This is a genomic window from Shimia gijangensis (assembly GCF_900142085.1).
In the GTDB taxonomy this organism is placed as follows: Bacteria; Pseudomonadota; Alphaproteobacteria; order Rhodobacterales; family Rhodobacteraceae; genus Shimia; species Shimia gijangensis.
In genome coordinates, this window is the sequence record NZ_FQZQ01000021.1 from 11,793 (window position 1) to 36,150 (window position 24,358).

Annotated in this window: 1 protein-coding gene (running past one end of the window); it reads left to right on the forward strand. The window is 56.8% G+C overall.

The features are described from left to right. Window positions 1-24,358, forward strand: partial view of an LEPR-XLL domain-containing protein gene (locus tag BUC32_RS16015; protein ID WP_073255189.1) — the 5' portion only. Its footprint extends 4,607 nt past the window's final position; the window shows 24,358 of its 28,965 coding nt (coding positions 1-24,358); the start codon lies at window positions 1-3; its stop codon lies off the right edge, out of view.

Here is a 24,358-nt window from a genome sequence, read left to right on the forward strand (position 1 = left end):
ATGGCATTTCCATTTCTCGCGAAGTCGTTTTTTACTGGTGCCGAAAAAGTTAATGAAGGTGAAGTGAAGTCGTCGCGCTCTCGACGATCTTGGCTGTCAGCTGAATCGCGGCACCGTCTATTGCGAACATTCCGTGACGCCCAAGCTGGTCGTGTGCCTGTTAAGGTTTCGGCTGTCTCCCTTGAACCTCTTGAGCCTCGCTATCTTCTGTCGGCCGACCTTATCCCCATGTCGGACATCGATGGTAGCGGCGGTGACAGCTGGACGTTGGAATTTGATGCGACTGCCCTGGCGTTCAAAATCTACGACGATGAAACCGGCGATCTGGTACATGAAAAGGCCCTGGCAGATACAACAGATCTGACGATCTACGGCACCGATGGGGCGGACCGCCTGACGCTTGATGTTGCCGGTAATTTCCCGGCTGGCGTTTCCATCCTCTTTGATGGCGGGCTTGGCGATGACACGCTCGCGGGTCCAGCAGAAGACACTGAGTGGTTTGTTGACGGACAGAATTCCGGCGGCGTAAAAGGTTTGCGGTTTGTTGCCGTTGAAACCCTGGAAGGTTCCGCCGGAACCGAAGACACCTTCAATGTGTCTGCCGGAGGTGGTCTTGACGGTGGTCTCGATGGCGGTGACGCTGGATACGATACGTTGAACCTTGATACCGGATCGGCAACCACAGTCGAATACATCGCGACGGGTCCGACGTCTGGCGAAGTGGTTGTGGACGGCGAGGCATTGGCCTTCACCGGCCTAGAGCCTGTTACCGTATCGGGGTCCGCTGCTGACATCGTTGTCGATCTTTCGGCTGTTTCTGACAACGCCGTTGTTCGCCAAAGCGGAAACGAAATTACCGTTGCGAACAATGAATTGGTTGCGACGTTTGAACAGGTGGCCTTTGTCGTCCCGACGTCCAGTTTGACGATCACGCTTGGCGATGATCAAGGCATTCCCCCGCTTCTGGCGGATCTTTTGCCCGTCGTTCCTGAACTCGCTGGGATCGACCCCAATCAATTCCTTGACGGTGATTTGATTACGCTGGAAGGCACGATCGACCTTGGCGCTGCCAATCTGCTGATTGACGGAGAAGATGGTCTTGATGAAGTCGCCTTCGCCGGAAGCCTGACCACGACCGGAACGATCGCGATCAATGCCGAGACGATTACCGTTGCAGAAGGAGGGTCAGTGACCGGCGGTTCGGTCAACTTCAACGCGTCGGCTCAGGGCAACGGGTTGATCCCGACCGGACCTGTTGACGGTTTCATTCTTGCGGCACCTTACGCCGAGATCAGTGTGCTGGGCGGCGTCACATCGACCGCCGGTGACATTGTCATGACCGCGTCGGCAGTTGTCGATGTGGCAGCAACAAGCTTCAGTCTGGGGCCGATTGGCGGGTCAATCATCATCGGCTTGCCAAAAGCCGCGATTACCTTGGGAACCTTGGGTGACGATCTGACTGCGGGCGTTTTGTCGGCAAGTGGGTCCGTTGACCTGGATACAGCCGTAACCGTGACTGTGACCGGCGAAGACGAGGCGGATGGATCGGACACCGACACCAAGGTTGATGCCGCCATTGCACTGACGACCCTGTTTACAAAGTCCGAGATCGGTCTGTTCGGCTCGTCCACTGTTGATGCTGGTGCCACTGTGGATATCCTTGCGACATCTACGTTGGTTTCAACCACCGAAGCGGACGGTTCGGGGGGCACCGCGGGTGCTACTGTCGCGGTGACAGCTGCAGACGTGGAAACGTCAGTCAAGGTCAGCGATAGTGCTGATCTTGGGGGAAGCGTCGCGCCGACAAGTATCGCGTTGGGGGCGACCACCAACAGCACGCTGACAACGACCGCCACCTCAACATCGGGTGGGTCTGACGCCAGTACGAACGGTGATCAGGAATCCGAGGCACGCCTGGACGACCCGAACAAAGATGGCAAAAATATCGACAAGGCTGAATCCTCGACCGGTGGTAGCGTTTCTTTTGCGGGCGCTGTTGTGGTGTCGATTTATCTGCCTGAGACATCTGTCCTTATTGATACGGGCGGGAGCATTTCCACCCAAGCGGCTGGCAGTGTCAGCCTGAAAGCGCTTCAAACCGATACAGTTACATCGTCGGCAAGTGGCATAAACACAGGTGAGACGGCCACAGGTGTCGGCATCGCGGTTGGTGTTGGCGTTGTTGAGGCCGATGTCTCGACGCACCTTGACGGCACGACATCTTATAACACCGAAAGCGTCACCGCGACCGCGACCCTGGACGGGTCCGGAGGCTACAGCCTGACCACGGTTTCCGGCGCAGGCAATCCCTCGAAAACCAGTGTGGCCGGTGCGTTGATCCTGCATTTTGTCACCACGGATGTTGAATCGCTTGTCCTTGATGGCGCGCTAATTGAATTCAACGGTGCAAATCTGTCTCTCGTCGCCAGCAGCACGACAAATGTGACCTCCAGTGCGACCCCGAACGAAGACACCAAGGGCGGTACTGCCAGCCTTGGGATTGGTGCGGCGTTTGTCCTTTACAAAGGTGTGAATACGACACGTGCCGAAATCCAGGGCGGTGCGCTTGACGATGCGGGTTACACCGGCGGTGCGGCCTCGAACCTTGACGCGCTATCCCTGATGGCGACGGGCAATCATACCGATGCGACAACTGCGAAGGCAGGCGCCAGCGGATCGGGCTCCGGCAATGGGACCACCATTGGCGGCGCTGTCGCAATTGCGATCGTTGATAACTTGACCACCGCCGATCTGGGAACAAGTGGCAAGCTGGTCACGACCGGTGAGATATCGTCCTCTGCAGATAACACGGGCGCGAGCCTGACCCTGGCCGGGGGCGAGGTTTCAGGCGGTGCGACGGCAATCGGTGCCGGTATCGCATTGGCCTTTGTCGACAACCGCGCCTCGTCCAAGGCGCGACGCGATTTGGATAGTGGTGGCAAGGTCACGCTCAAGGCAGATAACGCCAGCAAGTCAGTTGCACAATCGGTTGCAACCGCGGCGGGTGAGCAGGCGAACAAGGGCGGCAAGAACGCCAACTCGCAAGCCAGTGATCAAGAGAATTTCGCCGGAACCAAAAGCGGCACGGACCTGAACAACAAGAAGGGTGGCAAAGACACGACGGCCACCGGTAGCGGCGGTGGCAATGTCAGCGTCGCTGCGGCGTTGTCCCTGAACGTCACGAATACCGAAGCAACGACCGAGATCGAAGACGTCACGATCGACGCAACCGGTGTCGTTCTTCAATCAACGAACAACATGGAAGCCGACGCCGTTGCAGACGGCACGGCAACAGCCGGTTCAGGAACGGGCGTGGGGATCGCGGTTGCGATCAACGTCGGTGAAATGAGCAACACGGCCACCGTGGCGACCGGGGCTGACCTTAATCTAGGAAGCGATGGCGTCACGCTGTCTGCCAAGATGCGTGATGTTGCTGGCGACACCACGCACAGCTCGGGCGCATCTGCTCTTTCGGGCGTGTCTGGCTCTGTGGATACTGGTGTGGCGGGCTCTTTTGCGCTGTCGATTACCGATCTGGATACGCGCGCAGCGCTTGAAAGCGGGTCGGACACCACGATTACCGGCAGTGGTGACGTTGTGCTGGATGCCGAATCCAAATCCAATGCGCCGACACGTGACGGCACAGCGAGTACCGCAGATGCCGTGACTGACGCCGTTGCCGCCGGGGCAACCACCACTCTTGGTGGGGGCGCGAACACGACTGGTGTTGGCGTTTCAATCGCGATTGGTGTCGAAGACATCCACACCGAGTCTGAGGTCGCTGATGGCGCTATTCTGGTTGGTGCGAACGACCTGACCCTGGACGCTCTGGGTGATCACGAAACCCAAATTTTTGCGAAATCAGGCTCGACTGGCGGCGGCACCACAGGTGCGGGATCGCTTACCATCGCCGTTATGAACCGCGAGACAATAGCGCGTGTAGGAACCGGTGGAACATTGACGCTTGGCGGCACACTGGATGCCTCTGCCGACCATTCCGGTGAAACTGTCGCCAAAGCAGATAGTCGCGTCAAAGGAACGGGAACGGCCGTTGGGTTCACAATTGGCGTGTCCTATGTCGATGACATTGGCAGCGTGTCGCTGGAACGCGATGTAACCGCCGATGGGTCCGTCAAACTGAGCGCTGACGCAGACAGTTCGTCCACGATGGAGGTCTTTGCGTCCGCAGATGGCTCCGACAAAACCAAAACAAGCAAAACAACAGCGGATCAGCAAAAGAACGAAGCAACGGCAGCCGGCCAGAGCAAATCGAACACCTCGACAGGTGGTAAAACGCTGACCGGATCGAAAAGTGCGACCAAAAACGGAAATTCGGTTTCTGTGGCCGCTGCAATCGGCGTTAATGTGGCCAACCTGACGGCCTCGGCCTCGGTGGCAGACGATTTGACCATCATTGCTGATAACAACAACGACGATGCGGGAACGGGCGTGGTTTCGGTAACCACCAGTGCCAATCAAACCGCGACTACCAAAGCGGATGGAAGCGCCAAAACCAAGGCAGGGGGAACCTCTGTCGGTATCGCGGTCGCGATCAACGTTGGCATCCTGTCGAACCGGGCCATTGTTGGCGACGGCACCTCCATTACGGCGGATGGGCTGTCCCTTGGTTCAACGATGCGCGTGCTTGCTGGTGGCGATGACAAACACACATATGAAGCCGAGGCCAATTCTGGTGCCTCCAGCGGCAGCACCGGTGTCGCCGGCTCGTTTGCCCTGAGCCTGGCGGACACCACCACCGAGGCGATCTTTGGCGCCGATCAGAATCTGGTTGATGACGGAGCTGCAAGCCTCACATTGAATGGCGGGTCGGTTGATCTGGATGCAACAAGCAACATCGAGAACAAAACCAACGCTGTTGGGTCATCACAAGCCAAGAAAAAATCCGGCACAAGCGGCGGCTTTAGCGCCGGGATTTCCATTGCGCTCGGAATCTCACTTGATGAGACACGGGCCCGATTTGAAGACGGAGTGTCGGTAACCGGCACCACAAACGGCGTTACTATCGATGCGAAAAGTGACAACACCGTCACGACCGATGCGAAAGCCGGTTCGCAAGGCTCCGCAGCCACCAATATCGGTGGCGCAGTTGCTGTTGCCTATGTGGAAAATGGCACCGAAGCATCGACGGGCACGCAAGCCCTGGGTGATGGTGCCATTGGTCTTGGCGGCGGCGATTTCCGCGTCAAAGCCGAGCATGACGGCACGGTCACCACTACATCTGATGGCGAAGTTTCCGGGGGTAAAACCGGCATAGGCATCTCGTTGGCACTCAATATCGTACAAGTCGATACAGACGCGCTTGCAGGACGTGATGCGTCCGGGGCCGGGACAGTTCAGATCATCGCTGATTCTGATGTGAACGTGACATCCGAAGCCAAAGCCGGCGCGGAAGGTCAGTCCAGCAGCAAGGGAACATCGGATCAGGAAACCACGGACAATTCGAACTTTGCCAAGGATCAATCCGGCGGCACGGCGACACCCACCGCAAATGGGGACAGCAACGTCACCGATGGGTCGCTGACGCAGGCAGACAGCAATTCATCGGCCCAGTCCGGCAAACTGACCGGCGGCAAGGCGGGAACGAAAGTCGCGGCGGCGGTTGTCGTGAACTACCTTGACCTCGATAACACCGCGACAATCAAGACTGGGACATCCATCACTGGAACCGGGGCTGTCACTGTGGCGGCCGATATGGCCGTGGATACACGGGCGATCGCGAACTCAAAGGCCGTTGCCACCAACAATTCCAATGCAGTATCTGCTGCGATTGGCGTGAACATTGCAGACCTGAAAAACGAGGTCGATATAGAAGACACCGGTGTTGTTCTGACCGGGAGCAGCGTTGAAGTTCGTGCTGCGACGCCCGATGTGAATGACCCCAACACCTTCCAGGTTCAAGCTCTTGCCGGTTCCGCGACCGGCAACACCTCGATTGCAGGTGGTATTGCGGTCAACTATGTCGACATTCAAACGGACATTGATATTGGCAACAACGCGGCCCTGACGGCGACGTCCGGTGACGTTGTCGTTAGCGCCAGTTCTTATAACGAGGTGCAGAACCTTGCTGGGGGCGCCGCGCTGAGCTTTAAAGGTGGCACGGGCGTTGGCTTGGCCATTGCAGTCAATATTTTCAACAACTTCGACACCAAAGTTGATGTCGGGAGCAGCGCGTCTCTGATCGCTCAGGGTGGTGGATCTGTTGAGGTTGTTTCGGATGCGAAGCTTCTGCCCAAGACCGATACGCTGCAGCTTCTGGATGATGGGACAGACGAAAATTCAATAGCCGATGATATCCTCACGTCAGTAGAGTTGCCGTTCTCCAGCTTTGCTTCGGGCACTGCAGCCGGCAACAGCGGCACGGCAGTTGGTGGGTCGGTTAACGTCAACGTGGTGTTGATGGAGACGAAATCCACCATCGGAACGAACGCCATGCTTGATGCTGCCGACAGCGTCACAGTGAAGGCGACCGATGTTCTGGAAATCTTCACTGGTGCTGGTGGACTCGGAATCTCTTTGGGTAACAGTGGTGTAGGCATCGGACTTGATGTGAACGTCATCACACGTGACACCCTGGCACAAATCGGGTCGCGTGCCGACCTTGTGGCCGGAACCGGTGATATCCTGGTCAAGGCTGACAGTACCGATACGGTTACATCAATCGCCGCAACCTTCGGAGCAAGCGGCGGCGGGACCGCAGTTGCGGCCTCGATCGGCGTTGTTGTGTTCTTCACGGACACCTCAGCCATAGTGAAAAACGGTGGAAGCGAAGAAGCGAATAACACCGTGCTTGATGCGCGTGGGAATGTGTCGATTCTGGCCGAAGGCGACGCCGATATCTTCATGCTTGCCGGTGGTGTCGCATTTAGCCTGGGTGGCGCGGGCGCGGGTGTGTCTAACACCACGCTTATTCACGAAGATACGGTCAAAGCGATCGTCGAAGGCAACGCTCAGCTGATTACCGGTGGCGACGTTGGATTGACGGTCGGCGCCACCTCGACGGACACCTTGAAAATGATCGCTGCGGCGGCCGGCGTTTCCACCAGCGGCGCTGCTGTTGGCGGCTCTGTCATCGTCTCGGTCCTGACGGAAACGACCGAAGCATCGATCGGGCGCGGCACAACGATCACAGCACAAAGCGCTGACGACTCGCCCGATGTCACAGTGAAGGCATCGGATACGACCGACATGCTCGCCATCGCAGGGTCGGTAGCCGCGTCTGCCGGTGGTGCGGGCGTTGGGGCAGGGGTGAATGTCCACGTTCTGACCAAGACGACAACCGCCTTTATCGACAATGACGTCGATGCCAGCGTCGATGGCAATGTCACTGTTGATGCGGATAGCATCGAAGACATCTCGACCGTGTCGGCGTCCGCGTCGGCATCAACATCCGCGGCGGTCAACCTGACGGCGGATGTGTTCGTCCTGGGCCTGACAACCCGCGCATATATTGGCGATGAACAACGGCTTTATGACAACCCCGCGAATTATGATAACGCGCTTGAAGGCGCGGACATCAACGCGCAGGGATCGGTCCGTGTCGAAGCGGTTGATGAAACCGAACTTGATCTGATTGTTGGCGGAATTGCAATCAGTGGCAGCGCCGGTGTTGGCGTTGCAGCTGGTGTTGCAGTGGTCAACAAAGTGACAGAGGCCTTCATTGGCGCGCGATCTGAAGTAACGGGCCTTGGGAACAAGTCCCTCGAGGCCAGAACCGGCGCCTATAACACCTCTTACCAAGCTGAAACCGCAGCGATGGATGACAGCGCATTTGAAGCCAGCGCAGCAACAGCTCCGACAAAGAACGCCCTTCGTACAAATGCGCCCAGCAAGGATGACCTTGAAGTTGGAGTCGGCCAGAATGCTGAACTCACCGGGCAAGTCCAAAGCGATTATGACGGCGACGGGATCGAAGATTCCTCAAACGAAGATGCGCAGGGCTTGACCAAAAAACGGGTCTCCCTAGCGGCGACCGATCACAATTTCCAAGGTGTCGCGGTTTCTGCCACGGCCAAGGATGACGTTGAAACCTTCGCAATCAGCGGCGCGGGGGGCAGCTCCGTTGGCGTTGCTGTTGGTGCGGCTGTGAATGTCGTCAATTCAGATACCTCCAGTTTCATTGGTGCCGGTGCATCGATCAACCAACACGATGGGACCGCGACCGCAGGACAGTCTGTGATTGTAGGCGCGGCATCTGATTTCAATCATGTCGGTGTTGGGGTTGGCGCGGCCTTCGCGGGAACCGCAGCAGCAGCTCCGGGTGTGGATGTTTCGGTCGTCGGTCTCACGACCAAGGCATGGGTTGGTGCAGGCTCAACAATCGATGCGTCCAACGATGTGATCGTAGACGCAAAGTCGCGATCCGATTTCGTTGTTGTTTCCTTCGGTTTGGCGCTTAGCGGGACTGGGTCCGTCGGCGGCGGCGTCAGTGTCGTGAAGTTGACCGATGTGACCTCTGCAACAGTCTATAGCTCGGCTCTGAACGTCACGGATATCGAGGCGGGCGGCGATGTCGTGGTTCGCGCTCAGGATGACAGTTCTATGCTCATGGTATCCGGGGCTGTGGCCGTCGGTATCGGCGGCGGCGGCGTTGGGGCCGGTGTCGGGGTCATGTTGTTTGACAAAGACACTACCGCAACGATTGGCGACAACGCGATAATCGATGCTGGCGGTAATGGGGGCATCGGCATTGATGGTGTGCTTATCGACGGCCTGAAAGAAAGTGACGGCAGCTTCAACCGAGCCACCGCTCATGGCCTGATCGTTCAGGCGGACAGCACTGAAAGTCTTCTCAACATCGGCGTTGCGGCGGCTGGCGGTATTTACGCCGGTGTTGCGGGTGCCGTGACCGTGAGTTTGATCGACAGCGACGCAACCGCGCGCATTGGCGAAAACGCACAAATCAACACACGCAATTCCGAAACTGCTGATACAATTGATCAAGGCGTCTATGTGGGCGCAACCAATGCTGTAAGCCTGGTCGACGCTGCCGGTAGTGTCGGCGTCGGCATTGCAGGCATTGCCGGGGCGGTCAGCTTTGGCACGATGAAGAACGACGTGAACGCCTCGATCGGTGCGGGCACGGTTCTGAACACCAAAACAGATCTGAGCGTCAACGCGCTGGCCAAGCGCAATCTTGAAGGCTACACGATCGCCGGTGCAGGTGGTGTCGTTGGCCTTGCGGCATCGATCAATGTCTGGTCGATCGGTGAGGACTTCGGGTCGTCCTATGACAACTCCGAAAGCGAAAATACTGGCGGAGATAACGTAAACACATCGCAAGACGCCCTTGAGGATGACGGCGATGCCAACAACGCATCGTCCGCAACCCAAGGTAACCTTGATGACACGTCTGATGACGTCAACACCGGCTTGTCGAGCATGGATGACTCTTCTCATGCAGGCATTGATGAAAACTCGGCTGATGACAGGGCAGGTAAGCTTCTTGATGCGACGGCCCTGACCCTTGGGGCGGATGAAAACAGCTTTACCGGCGCGGATATGAACAGCTCGCTTACCGCGTCTTCTGTCGGGCCGCAGCGCGGCGTTAATGCCATCGTCGAGGGCGGTGTCATCATCAACGCTGGCGATGACGTCAACGTTGATGCGTCGGAAGAAATTACTGTCAAAGTTCTGGACGGTGCCGTCGGGGTCGGCGTGGTCAGCGCGGGTGCGGCTGTCACCGTATTGAATGTCACCAGCAAGGTTCAAGCCAAGCTGGGTGGAACGATCACTGCTGGGGGTGACATCACAGTTGGTGGCTTCGGCAAACGTGATCTTGATTATACTGCTTTCGTGGGCTCGGGTGGTCTTGCCGCTCTGGGTGGTGCTGTCACAGTCATAAACGATAACAGTACCTTGCTGGCAGAGGTGTCCAACAACACCGTAATTCGTGACGCCAACAGCTTGTCGATTTTTGCAAACACCGATCAGGACTTCACGTCCCATGTTGTCGGCCTTCAAGTTGGTGGGGTCGCGATTGGTGTCGGCTTCAGCAAAATCAGCGCTGATGATGGCAATGCCAGCACAATCGAAACGCATGCGCGCATTGGTGATAACGTTGATATTGGCCTGGCGACGGAATTGCCTGCCGCTCCGGGCGAGGACCCTGTGTCCGTCCCGCATGAAGTGGGCGATATTTCGGTCAAGGCGAACTCCACAATCGACTTTGATGTTGACCTTCATGCTGGCGCCGCAGGGGGCTTTGCCGGGTCGTTCAACTTTGTCTTCGTCGACAACGAGTCCAAAGTTCGCGCTGAAATTGGTGACAACGTTGAAATCGACTCCGATGGTCAGATCACTGTCGAGGCCCGCGCGTCGCACAAAGCTGACGTCGATATTGTCGGCATCACTGCCGGTGTCGCGGCAGCGGGTGTTACACTTGGCCGTGCGGATTTCGCGTCTGATGTGCGCGCCCGTGTCGGCAACAACCTGAAGTCCGATAGCGAAGGGTTGGATGTCGTCGCCCTTTATAACCACTCACGCGCTGCAAACGGGACCATCACGAAAGATGGCGGTCGCGGTATTTTCGTCGAAACCGGTGCTGGAGGCGGCGGTTTGTTCTCCGGCCAGGGCTCGGTGCCGACTGCCGAGGATCATACCAATGTGGTTGCCATAATTACGGCTGATGCCGACGATACGACCTTTGGTGCCATCAATACGGGTGCTGGGGACGTGCTGGTTGATGCGCATGGCGCATTCTTCACTGAAGCCAAGGCGTTCGCATTCTCCCTCGGCGCTTTGGCTGTCGGTGCTTCGATTGCCACGGCCAAGTCGCACGGAAGCGTTAAGGCGAAAATGAATGGTGACATCGTGGGCGGTCAGAATGTGACCGTCAAAGCGGTTGTTGTCTCTGATGCCGTAGCAAGCGCCGAAGCTGCAGGCGGTGGTTTGATCGAAGTCACAATTCCCATTTCGAAAGCCGAAGTCACCCCGGTGGTCGAGGCATCGATCGGCGAAGATGCGACGAGTACGGTTGCCGGTGATATCAAGGTCCATGCCGTTTCCGACGGCAGGGCGGATGCATCCGGGTCGGCCAAGGCCGGGTCTCTTGCCGGTGTCGGCTCGATGGAAGTGACAAGTGTGGTGTCTCCGACGCTGTCTGCTTTCGTGGAAAGCGGTGCGACTGTCGGCGGCTCAACGCTCGACATCAGTGCCCTTCACAACTTCGACGTGGCCGCAGGCCGTAAATCGAAAGCTTACAGCGAAGCGGGCAAGGTTTCCGCTTTGGGCTTCCAGTTCACTGAGGCGCGTGCAATCGCATCGCCGACGCTCAACAGTTATCTTGAAGGCGATGCCAACGTGACGCTTGACGGCACGCTAAGCATTTCTGCCAAAGCGAAAAACGACGCTGATGCGGACGTCGAAAGCCTGAATGTCGGCATTATCGTCAGTGTTGGCGAAACCGACACCTATGCCGAAGCCAACGGGTCTTCGACAGCGGGTATCACGTCGACAGGCAGCGCCTCTACAACGCCGAATATTGTTGTCGGCGGCATCGGGATCGTTGCAACAACAAACGACACCGCAAACGCTAAAACGGAATCCGCCTCAGGCGGTCTGGTGTCTTCGGCTTCGAATACGTCAGTGGCCTATGCCAACGCCAAGGAGAACAGCAGCAACTGGGATCCGCTCAGCGATTCCGACAGCAGCTTCACTCTGGACAGCAATTATGTTGCGGCCAATGCCTATATTGGCGGCAATACCTCGATCCTTGTGACCGATGACAACGGCGGTACCGGTAATATCACTGTCACCGCAGGCGCCAAGCCGCAGGCCGATGCCTATACCAAAGGCTCCTCTGGCGGTGGCGTCGATGTAGGTGGGTCATTTGCCGTTGCGCGTCTTCAGCCCGTGGTCAAAGCGACCATCGACAGCGGAGCCGTTGTTGACGCCGAAGGCACTGTTGCGCTTGACGCATCGGCAACACCCGGCACGGGCGTTGTCCCGACCTTTAGCATCGACGGTATCAGCATTGATGATGATACGCTGACTGTTACAGCACATGGTCTCGAAACAGGCCAGCTTGTCGAATACGTCGATAATGGCGGTGTCATTGGCGGGCTCGACGGATCGGTTGCCGAAACGATTACGAACTCGAACGGGGTGGATACGATCGAGTACTTTGATCGTGAATATTCGACCATCTATATTGATGCCAATACCATCGCCCTGGGCGCCGAGTTCGACGGCGCGACGGTCAATCCGCTGACTGAGGAAATTACCTTCGAATCCGAGCATGGCTTCCGTGCCGGTGATAAAGTGATTTACCGCACCGACAGCACCGATTTGCCCGGTTTGACGGATGAGGCGGCCTACTACGTCATCGTGGTGGATGCTCTGACGATCAAGCTGACGACAAGTCAGGCAATTGCGCTTAACCCGGATAGTGCCTTCAAATCCTTTTTGCCTTCGAGCGTCGATGACATTGCTGACGCGGATGCAAGCCAGAACAACACCATATTCGGGTTCACCCACGGCTTCGGGGATGATCAGGCGGTTACCTATGTGGCACCCGAGGCGCTGGTCTTTACAGACCGCCAGGTGGACGTCAGCTCAAGCAATACGATTTCCGGCGGCTACCTCAACCTTTCAACGATTGACAACGACTATATCCGTTTCGCGATCACCGACGGTTCGAACAGCGAAGGCCAGCCGTTCAGCCATGGGTTGGAAACCAACGATATCATTCTGTACCGCTTAGATTTTGTTGATGATTCAACCGAAAGCTTCGACGATATCGGCGCGACGCCGATTGGCGGTTTGGCGCAGGACACGCTCTACCGCGTGGTCAAGATCAACGACAGCACCATTGCGCTCAAACGCGCCTTTGCTGAAAACGTTAGCGTGTACTATGTGAATGACGGTGGCACGGATCGCATTATCAGAGATGATGCCGGCAGCTGGATTGATGACGGCTTTAAGGCTGGTGAAGAGATCATAATCACCGGCAGTGCTGGCAATAACGACACCTACACAATCAGCAGCCTCTCGGCGTCTGAGATCGTGCTTAGCGGTAACCTCAGCTACTTCAATCGTGTCGACCAGTCGATGACGGTTGGATACCAAAACGTAAGCTCAACCGACTATGTAACGTTGAAGTTGGGTGGCGGAACCAATTGGAACTCCGTGTCAAGCTTTATTGTTGGCGATAGCATTGATCTGTCTGGTCTGCCGCTTGGTGGAACGGCCGTGATTGATGCCATCAGTGGTGACACGATCCGGTTAAGCCGCACGGACGCAGGGCTGGTGGCCGGTCCCCATGCAAATGCAAGTGTGCAGGCCAGCTCCAGCGACGTCGACAGCTTCGACACCGAAATCATCGCACTGACACCGAACAAGGGCTATCCGTTCGATAATTTGACCACCGCGGATGATCACCTGCCGGGCAACCTGACGGATCCGGGCAATTCCGACACCCACTCGCTGATCCGCTTGGCCGATCTTCCCATGCAATACAGCGACGGCGGTCTGGTGGATCTTGTTTCTGGTCAAACCTACTATGTCGACTATGTCAGCAGCACGGAATTCGGGCTCTCCCTGACCCCGGGCGGCGCGCGGCTTGATCTTGTGGTCAATGCCGGGGGCGTCACCCAACACCTTATTGGGGCACTTGCCGAAGACATCAGTGCCGGTCCGGGGACCCATGATCTTCGGATTGACCTGACCAGTTTCGCCAGTGGCGGCACGTTGTTTGGGCCAGGTGGTGTTCCGCTGAGCCTGTTCGCGCCGCAGTCTGGTGACGGTATCTCATCGGCAACCGCAAAAGGGTCGAGCGGTTCGATCGTTGGTGTGAAGCAAAACAGCGCCGACTTGACCTCGACCTCCAACGTAAGTGGCGCGATCAACGCGGACTTCCTGCGTGCCGGTCAGGATGTAACCATCACCACGCTGGCTGATGTCCACCAAACCGTTAGCACGACAAACGGGTCCGGTGGGTTTGTGGCCGTGGGCAATGTCGACTCGCGGACAACGACCGTTCTGACAAGCAACGCGCTTATTGGCGCCAATAGCCAGATCATCGCAGGTCGTGATCTCCGGATAAATGCAGCGGCAGATGCCAGCAGCGACAGTTCGGCAACCTCCAAAACCGGTGGCTTTGTAGGTGTCGCAGACGCCGACAGCCGCATCAACCTTGACTATAATGTCGACGCGATCATCGGTGATGATGCCGTTGTTCTGGTCGGAAACCTGGCCAAGCTGGCCGTTTCAGGTGCCGTCCGCGGCAAGTCAACTTCGACCGCTCGCGGCAATGGTTTCGGCGGCGACGCAGATGGCCGCTCGGACTTCATCACAGACAGCGCGCGCGCAGATGTTTCAATCGGCACACGGGCCAAACTTGAAGCGCAAGAGGTGATACTGAAATCAACTGTTGGCGACGTCACCGACGGTAATTCGGGCTGGACAACCAACGTCAATGCTTCTTCAGATGCGCGCGGCGGCGGGTTCTATTCCGAAGGCACCGCAGATGCGACGGCCAAGTATCAGGCAGATAACGTCATAACCGTGAACACGGATGCCGAAGTCATTGGCTACCGTGGTGTCGATTTCATCACCTCGTTTGATGATGTCCGGACCACGGCATCGGCCTATACCCGTTCCTCGGGTCTGTTTGGGTATGTCAGTTCGGATACGACCGTTCAGCAGGATCTGGATGGTCTGGTCAGGGGCTTTGATAACGCCGAGGTTACGGCTGGCCCCCGGATCGAACTGCAAACCCCGGGTGTTGCGAACCCAGACGGTGACTTCACCGAACTGGCGCAATTCCAGAATGGCAAGTTCCGCCTCGCGTTCTATGTGACCACTTCGAACGGTGGACACACGGAAGTTGGAAACAGCGCGCGACATTCGAAACGCTCGCTGGCATCTGGTGGTTCGGATTCACATGGCGATCACAGCACAGACTTTGACGAAGATATCGATTTCGATAGCGACGTGACGATCTTATCAGGACGTTCGCCCGAGCTGGATGTCGTCCGGGACGTGCTCATCGATGACCGTGGTTTCATTCAAAAAGCGATCAATGTCACAATCGATGACCGCGCTCAGGGTTCGAACTCGCGGCTTGATGCCGGTCAAATCCAAAGTGACCTGATTGTCGTCAACGACATCGGCAACCCGGGTCCGGGCGACGTCGCCTTTGACTCGGCTTATATGGACGGCTCCAACGGTGTTTGGACCTTCCGTGAAACGCTGGAACGTGTGCGGATCACAAATGCCTCGGACCGCGATATCGAGATCAACAACATCGATGTTCAGTCAAGCGACAAGCCTCTGGTGTGGCTCAACCCGTCCCATACGGCACCGTTGACCTTTACAATCAATGCCGAGGTCGCGCCGACGCTGATCGAGATCATCAACACCGGTAACAGCAACATCATCATCGATGGTACGATCAACAATCCGATAGGCACAACGTCCATCGTCAACACCGGTGGAGGAGGCTTTGGCTCTATCCTCTCTGGCAAAGATCGCGGCGTGACGTCGCCTGTTGGCCGACAATCGTTGATCATCACCAACATCCTGAATGTCGACGCGGCAAACGATGTTGGCTCGAACAGCGAGCGCCTGAATGTTGATTTGGTCAGCGTTGCGGGTCTGCCCGAAAGCCTGTCCTTCAGAACCAGCCAGGTCAGCGCCTTGAGCGACACGATCTTCCTGGGCCAAGGCAGCAAATTCGTCGATGGCCAATTGATTCAGTATACGTCGTCCAATGCCGATATCGGCCTGACCAACGGGGCATACTACTATGCTCTGGTCAGCGAAGACGGCCAGTCGCTGCAATTGTTTTTGACCCCTGGTGGCGCGGCAGAAGACCTTGTTTTGGGTGCCAATTTGTCGGACGATCACACCTTCACAGTTGTGGAAGCGATCACCATTGATGCCGCCGACAATATTGACCTTGATCTGCGGGCCTTGAAACGCGAAGGCGCGGCCGCTGGCGAGTATATTGTTAACGTTGACCGCATCGCCGCGGGCAATACGGCAGACGTTCTTCTGCAGCAAAGCCTGCACCAGAGCAGCGTCGCTGGCCGCGTGGGTATCGCGGTTGAGTGGGACGACAATCCTTCGGCCACATCTCCGACCAACCCGGACTCAAGCAACCACTTCGAATTCTTCTTCGATCCCGATAGCGGGTTCAATTCATATATCGGTCCCATCGAAGGTTTCGTTGGGGACAGCCTTGTCAGCACGCCGATTGCCGTGACCACCTATGATTTCCGTGGTCTGGAGCGAGCTTCGAAAGATCGCATTCTGGCGGGCTTGCAAGCTGGCGACGGCGCATACACAACCGCCGATGCAAACGGTGACATCATTGTCAAAGCTGCCAACACCACTGCCGGTCAGCCCTTGATCAATGTCCTTGCCCTCACCGAAATCGCGAATGACGGCCTGAACTACAATGATGGAGACATTACGGTCGTAACTGATGGCTACATCACGCTGACCGAAGTGACCGGCCACATGCGGCTGGAAGAAGTCCGATCGACCGGTTCGGACGTTTTGCTGTATTCGCCGATGTCGATTATTGATGCGAATAACGATGACAACACCAACGCGGCAGATGTCTCAGGCCGCAACATAACGATGGTGTCTGCGTCCGGTTCGGTGGGCAACGTGGCGCCCGGATTTGTCAATCCGGATCCAAGTGACGTATCCGCACAGATCGTGACACCGGTGGTGTATGATAGCGGTGCAGCCGGTGGTATCGGCGAAATCGGGAACTTCCTTGAAATCAATGTCGCCAATTCCGACAACGCGACAGGTGTCCTGCGGGCCTATGACGCCGCACCGGCCACAAGAACCGATGGCATCTTCATCGACGAGGTGTCGGGCGACCTGAGAGTCTATCTCGTTTCGACCAGCCATGATGTCAGCCTGAGAACGACGTCGGGTTCGATCCTTGATGCAAATGGTGACGATGCGACAGCCGCAAATATCATTGCCCGGTCCATTGATCTGGACGCAAATGGCGGATCGATCGGTACGAAGGCCAATGCGTTTGAAATCAATAGCCGCTTTGATCTCAGTACGAATGCGTCTTTGATCGCGAACATTGACGACGTGGGACTTGAGGCCGATGGCGATGTGGTTGTCACCGAAACCGACGAAGAATTGCGCCTTGCGCTTGGTCACAGCTACCTAGGTGACATCGTCCTTGTGGTCCGTGAAGCAAATGACAACAGCCAGAACCAGGATCTGTTGTTGATCAAAGATGGATCAGCCCGCTTTGCTGAAACCAATGATGTTGCGCCTGGCGGTCATGATGACTCGTTGCGGCCGCTGCCGCATGGTTTGATCCTTGCCGAGGCAGGTTATGTCGAACTGCGCGTGGGGGATGATTTTGCATCCCACGAAAACAGTGCGATTGTGGCGGCTGAGGGCATCGACATCTTTGTGGATGACGAAGGCGACTTGTCCAACACCGACGAAGATTATGGCGCCAGCGCCGTGCTGCGCGGTCAGATCATCGCAGGTGCCGTCATGGTTACGCTGGGCAACCGCGTTCCGGGCTCGCCCAGCACCCCGACGGGAACCACCCGAAGCGCTCCGATTGGCACATGGCGGCCCTGGGGCACAGACGGTGACATCCAGACTGACGGTTCTGCGGATGGGATCACCAGGGTTTTCGGCAATACCGATGTGGACCTCATTCAGTTCGGTGATACCGGAGGATCAACGGGTCAGATCGCCTGGGGTAATGATGGCTACATCTACCTTGGTTCGGAAACGCGGGCCTATGGTTCTGCCGATGCTGTGACAGGTGATTATGCAACGCCTGATGCCCGTGATGACGGGCAGGACAGCTTTGTTGTTTATTATCTGCAGGATACAGCGACACAAACCTCGCCTGCGATCACGACGATCACCTATGCGACCGAACCCTATGATACGCAAAGCATTGTGGACGGCACGACCGTTGAACTCTCGGTTCTGGCCGGTCAAACGCTCACGCTTGACGGGCAGTCCGACACGGATACTTACGAAGTGTTCACGCTGGGCAGTCAGGACGATGAGCGGAATTACATCATCAACATCCTCGACACTGGGGAAGAGGACGATGGTGTGGACGAAGCGTTCATCTACGGCTTTAACAGCGAATTGAATGGTGTTGACGATCCCAATGACGATATCTTCCTTCTGCGTACGGCAGCTGAATTGCCTGGCGAAGTGGCGGATCGCCCCGGATATGTCGCGCTGTTGCATGGCACACTTGATGGGTATCAGGATGTTCTGCCGGAAACCTTCGACAGCGCCAAAGTGCAGCGCATTTCCTACGACAGCGGTCTGAACGGTCGTCTGACGATCGAAGGGCAGGGTGGTAACGACCACTTCTACTCGGACGATACGACGGTCATCACGACGATTGACGGTGGCGAAGGCAATGACGTCTTCCAGATCGGTCAGATCTTTGGTGAAAACCGTAACGAAGCGGACGGAAACCTGCTGGCGCAGGATGTCTTCCCTGATCTCAAACCGACAACACGCGGCTGGCTCAGCCGTGGGTCCTCAGCGCCGCTTCTGGCGCAAGGCGGTGGCGGCAACGATGAATTCCGCGTCTATTCCAACCAGTCTGAATTGCGGCTGGAAGGCGATGATGACAACGACCTGTTTATCGTTCGCGCCTTCGCAATTTCGGCAACGACGGATTATGACTGGAACGAAGACGGCTCGATTGACATTGCCGACCTTCAGGCCGCTGTGGACCTTCTGAACGAGATCGATGCAAATGGCGATCTTGCATTTGTTGGCCGCGCGGACGCAGTTGAGCTGAAGGCACTGCTGTCTGACGGTGGGGCCGGATACACCACTGATCGCAATGGTGACGGCGGCATCAATTTCCTCGACGCCTTTATCACTGTTGGCCATACGAAGGACGACATCATCGTTCTGGACGAAGATGGCGTTGCCAGCCCGCAGATCGGGTTGGGCTTCTCGGTCGCGCAAGCTCCGGATATCCGCGCTGGCGGTGGCCAGGATGAGGTGCGTTACAACATCAATGCCCCGGTGTCGGTCGAAGGCGGAACCGGCTTTGACAAGCTTGTCATCCTGGGCACAGAATTTGCCGATGACATTGCGATTACCGACCAGGGCATCTTCGGCGCAGGCCTGAATGTGCGCTATTCGACCGTGGAAGTGGTCGAGGTTGACGGGCTGGAAGGTGATGACAAATTCTACGTCCGCTCGACAGCCTTCGGCGTCGCATACCGCGTCATTGGCGGTCTGGGGTCTGATATCATCAACGTCGCTGGCGATGTTCAGGAAGACATCATCACACGCGAACTGGAAGGTGTTTCCGGTGCTGCGGACCACATCGTGGTTTCTGATGATTACCTCTATGACGGATCTGTCATCGATGGGCTGCAATACAACGTCACCACCGACGGCGAAGGCCTTGTTGTCATCGACGAAGGCACAGACGGCTTTACGGCTGTGCGTGAAGGCGACGCGTCTCGCGAAACCGACAGCTATACCGTTCGTCTTGCCCGCGCGTTGACGGATGACGACGTGGTTTACGTGACCGTGTCGGGTGCCCGTTCGCCGCAGGAAGAACAAGACGGCACCTTGCCGAATGATGGCTTGCCCGGCGGCAAGGGGGACAGCCTCTTGATGTCCTCTGGTGACACGACGTCTGATACCGTTGCTCAGGCCAGCATCCTTGGTGTCGACTATCTGGCCCTAACGAACCAGATGGTAGATGAAGATTTCCTTCGCGAAATTGTTATGGACGGCACCACACTTTACGTTCCGAACCGTGCAGTGGTCCTGAAATTTACCAAAGATAACTGGCATATAGCGCAAACTGTTGATCTTCTGGCTGTTGATGATCTGCGCGCCGAGGGCGACCGGATCACAGTGGTTCAGCATTCGGTGATTTCCAACGCGGCGGACTATGATGCCATCGACGTGCGCAACGTCGAAGTGGAAGTCCGCGACAACGACACGCCCGGCGTTCTTGTGACCGAAATCGAAAACGGTTCGGCAACCATCGTTGGGGGCATCGTTACCGATTTTGTCGAAGACGCCCGCAGTCTGGTTGTCGAAGGCACCAGTGGCGGAACGGAACTGACCGACCAAATTCTGGTTCAGTTGCAAAAAGCGCCGGAAGCTGGCGATACAGTCGTTATCAAACTGAACCTTGGTGGGCTGTACGGGGACCTCGGGCTGACCGATCTGACGGACAAAGCCATCGAACTGAGCGATGGTGGAACTGGTCGCTTTGATGCTGCAACGAACACGATTTCCTTCGATGCAAGCAATTGGGATCAAGCTGTCCTTGTCACAATTCTGGCAGAGAATGATGACGCTAGAGAAGACCCTCAAACAGCCGTCATCGGCTTTGGCCGGAACCTTGCGTCGATCACGGCCGATATGGAGCTTACTGCCTGGTCTGATGACGAGGGTGTCACTGAGTTTGCTGCATTTAGCCTGACCTCCGGTGGCTGGATATCCAGCGGCTTTGAGGTTGGCGAAACGGTAACCATTACTGGGGCGTCAGGGATCACGGGCGGCGTCATCAAAGGGTTCGACAAAGCTGGCTTGACCCTGATCCTTGATGTCGACGGATCCGGTATTACGCCGACCGATCTGACGGGTGTCTCTGTGACGCGTGATGCGCCGACAGGGCCAATTACGGTTGATGCGAACAACGATTATGTGTTCCCGAACCTGCGCTCCGGCACCGGGCTGTTGGATATCGAAGTAATCGATAACGACACAGCCGGTTCGGTTGTTCTGATCAGCGGTCGCGATACGGTGCTGATCCCTGATGATCTGGGCACTGTGGCAGACGAATCCGTCCCGGACACATACAACCTGCGTCTGACGAAAGCGCCGACTGCGGATGTTAACGTAGCGGTCGTGACGGATGGTCTTGCGAATGTCACAAGCATCAATGGCGTAAGTGTCACCCTTGATGACTACGTCGAAGTCGGCGGCCCGCGGGCTTCGCAAGTGTTCGTTGGATCGATCATATTTGATGACACAGGCGCCAACGCGACATTGACACGCGGAACCGGCGAAGATTTCGGAAGCTTTGTTTCTGAAGGCTGGGACGCAAAGGACCTGATCCGGATCAGTGTCTCTGGTATCGCGGATGGCGACTTCGAGGTTCTTTCGGTCACGGATCACGTGCTCACATTGGTGCAAAGCGATCTGGACACTGTCGGCGGACCGATTTCGGCCGTCGAAGTCCTGGACGAGGTCGTCCTGTCGCGTCTGGCTGAACGGGACATGTGGACTGGTACTGTGTCCTACACCACGGTGGATGGTGCACCGGCACTTGTCCGGACCGAAGCCTTCGGAGCCGGAAATGAAAAAGTGCAAGGCTGGCTTAAAGAAGGTTTCCTGGAAGGCCAGTGGGTCCGTATCTCGGATGGTGTGAACGAAATCGAAGCCAAGATTGCGATTATCCGCGGCTTCAACGACTCGCAGGATCATACGATCCAGTTCACCCTTGACCCGAACGCGGATGTTTCAAGCGCTGCTTGGCTGACTGATGCCGCCGATGATCAGGTATCCGTAACGCGGATTGCTGCAAATGCGGTGTTCACGACGGCAGACTACTACATGCTTCAGGAGATCGAGCTGACGGCTGATCCCCATTACGAAGTGCCGACCACCCGCGAAGGTGTCAAAATCTTCCCGGTCAAGGCGCACCGCCTGAGCGATCTTCGTGGTCCGCTGGCTGTCGAAGGTGGCCCGTCCGGTGCCGACCGCTCGCTTACCAACGGTGTCAAACTGCCGGGCGAGGAAGACAGCTTCCTGATCGCCATCAGCGCGCAACCGCCGGAAAGCCAGCAGATCGACGTTCTGAACATCTTCAACGATGGATCGAAGGCCGACACATCTGGCGTTCTGACCGAAACCACCCTGACGGGCTTTGGTATGGGACCGGATCTGGTCTTCCCCAATGTCACAGGACCGCTCTTTGGCGAGGGCTCTGAAAGCGAACAGGGCACGACCCTGACCTTCCCTGGCGGCGTCAGCTTTGGCAAAGTGAACTTTGGTGCTAGCGGTGTGACAAACGACAACCAGGTCAGCACGGTTGAAGTTGTCAACGTCATGCTTGGCGAAGGCAATGACCTGGTCGAAGTCGAAGGCACGCTTAACCCCGCGCCCGCGGTCTCGGCCGAGAACGAGTTCGCGGCGATTGCCGAATGGTCTGATCGTGATTTTGACTTCCTTTACGACAACCAGCCCGAGTTCCAAGGTCAACTGGTCATCACGCGAGAAGGCTTTAACTGGAAAGGCGAGGGATTCCTTGTCGGTCAGTCCGTCTTTGCGGTGGCTGACAATGGGACTCAGGTATATCTGGGACATGTCATCGGCATTGAAGACGCTTTGGCCTATGCCCCGACGGATATCGATCCGAAGACGGACGAACCCTATCGTGATCCGTCCGACAACTCGCTTCTGATCCTCAGCGCGACGACATTGCCTGCGGGCGTTGACTTCAGCGGTTCGACCAAGCTGGTCGCAGTGGATCAAGATGTCATCGAGCTTCTGACAGTTGACGTTCTTGCCGCGACATCTGCGGGTGCAACGCTGCGTTGGAACACCAATGACGGCACCACCGGTGCTGCAGACTGGACCGAGGCGGGCTTCCTGGAAGGTCACCTGATCCATGTTGGTATCGGCGACGAAAGCCGCGAGTATCGCATTGTTGAACTTAGCGACGACAACTTGAAGATCGTGGTTGAAGGCACGGGCCTTGACGGGTTGACCGAGCTTTCGGACACGTTCTGGGTCCAAGGCAGCCATGGCGGGCTGACTGTGCTTCACGGCGGCGGCAACCTGTATGTCGATGTGCTGGGAAAATTCAATCTGGACACAGTGGGTGACAATACAGACGCAGCGCGTCTGGATGGACGTAGCTTTGTCGAAGCCGACTTTGCCGTTGGCGATTTGATCCAGCTGGAAGGTGAGAGCTTCACGCGTACGATTGAGAACATCCGGGATGCGGTTGCCAGTGACTACGGCGTCACACCAACGTTTGCCAGCTGGGGTGAAGACTCCTTGCTGGTTCTGAGCGCTCCGAACGATGGGTCCCTGATGGGCTACGCCGACGTTGATACTGTAACGATCAGCAGCCATCCTGAGGAGCTGTTCCTCATCAGCAAAGTCGAGGCCAATGAGGTCACGGTGACGGTCAATGTAACAGTCGAAGTCGAGGTTGTTGCAGGAAGCACCTCTACTGGTGAACTTGAAACCATCGTGACGCTGAATGAGGACCAAACCTGGTCCGGACTTGGGTTCGTTGCTGGTGGTGTTCTCTTCATCGACGGCTATGCCGGTGCGTTCACGATCGCCGATATCCTTCCGGATGACAAAACTCTGGTTCTTCTGGATGCGGCGCTGGCCAACTGTGGCGGCGACGATGGCGGCGCGACGCTGACTATCACGACCTATGACTGGACAACAGCTGGAGAGCAGCGCAAAGGCGGCGATCACTTCATCGTCACCGGTGGCGCAGGCCCTGAAAGCCCACTGGTCATCTACGGTGATACAAGCCAGGACGGCGTGTGGTATTCGGGTGATCCGAACGATCCCTATGGCATTGAGTTTGGTGAGAAACCGTTTGATCCGTTCCCGACGCTTCCGGACGGAGAAAACGAAGATGATGAGTTCATCTTTGCAGTCGCCAACCCGTTTGACCTTCACGGTCACGACATCATCGACGCTTCGGCTCTCTTCGCTGATGACGCTGCCAATGGCATCTATAAGAGCGTCGGCATCATCGCCTATGGCGGTATGGGTGATGACTTGATTATCGGGTCCCAAACTGGTGACCATCTGGCCGGTGGTTCGGGCAATGACACGATTATCGGTCAGGCCGGGACAGACCATATCTATGGTGACAGCGGCTTTAACGTTAATATCCTGACCCGTGCTCTGACGGTTGCCACGATCAACGCCAGCCCCGAGCCGTCATTGGTCGAAGGGCTTGCACATGCCGAAGGCACGTTTGCACCGTATGAAAGCCCAGTAAGTGATCCGCTTGGTGACCGTCTGGTCGATACAAGCGGCGAGGTAAATATTGCTGGTGCAGGCGATGACATCATCGTCGGCAATGGGTCCGCGTTCGACGGCGATACGCCGGATATCATCTTTGGTGATCATGGCCAGGTTGAACAGCTTGTTGTTGATCCGAACCAACCGTTCGGGCTTCCGCAAAAGATCCAGACCACGGAGCTTTCGACGGTAATCGCAATCGTTACAGCCGAAGTCGCAACCGGTGGTGATGACACCATCCTTGGCTCCGAGCTTAACGACATCCTGATCGGTGGCGCGGGCAACGATGCGCTGGACGGTCTGGAAGGCGACGATCTGATCTTTG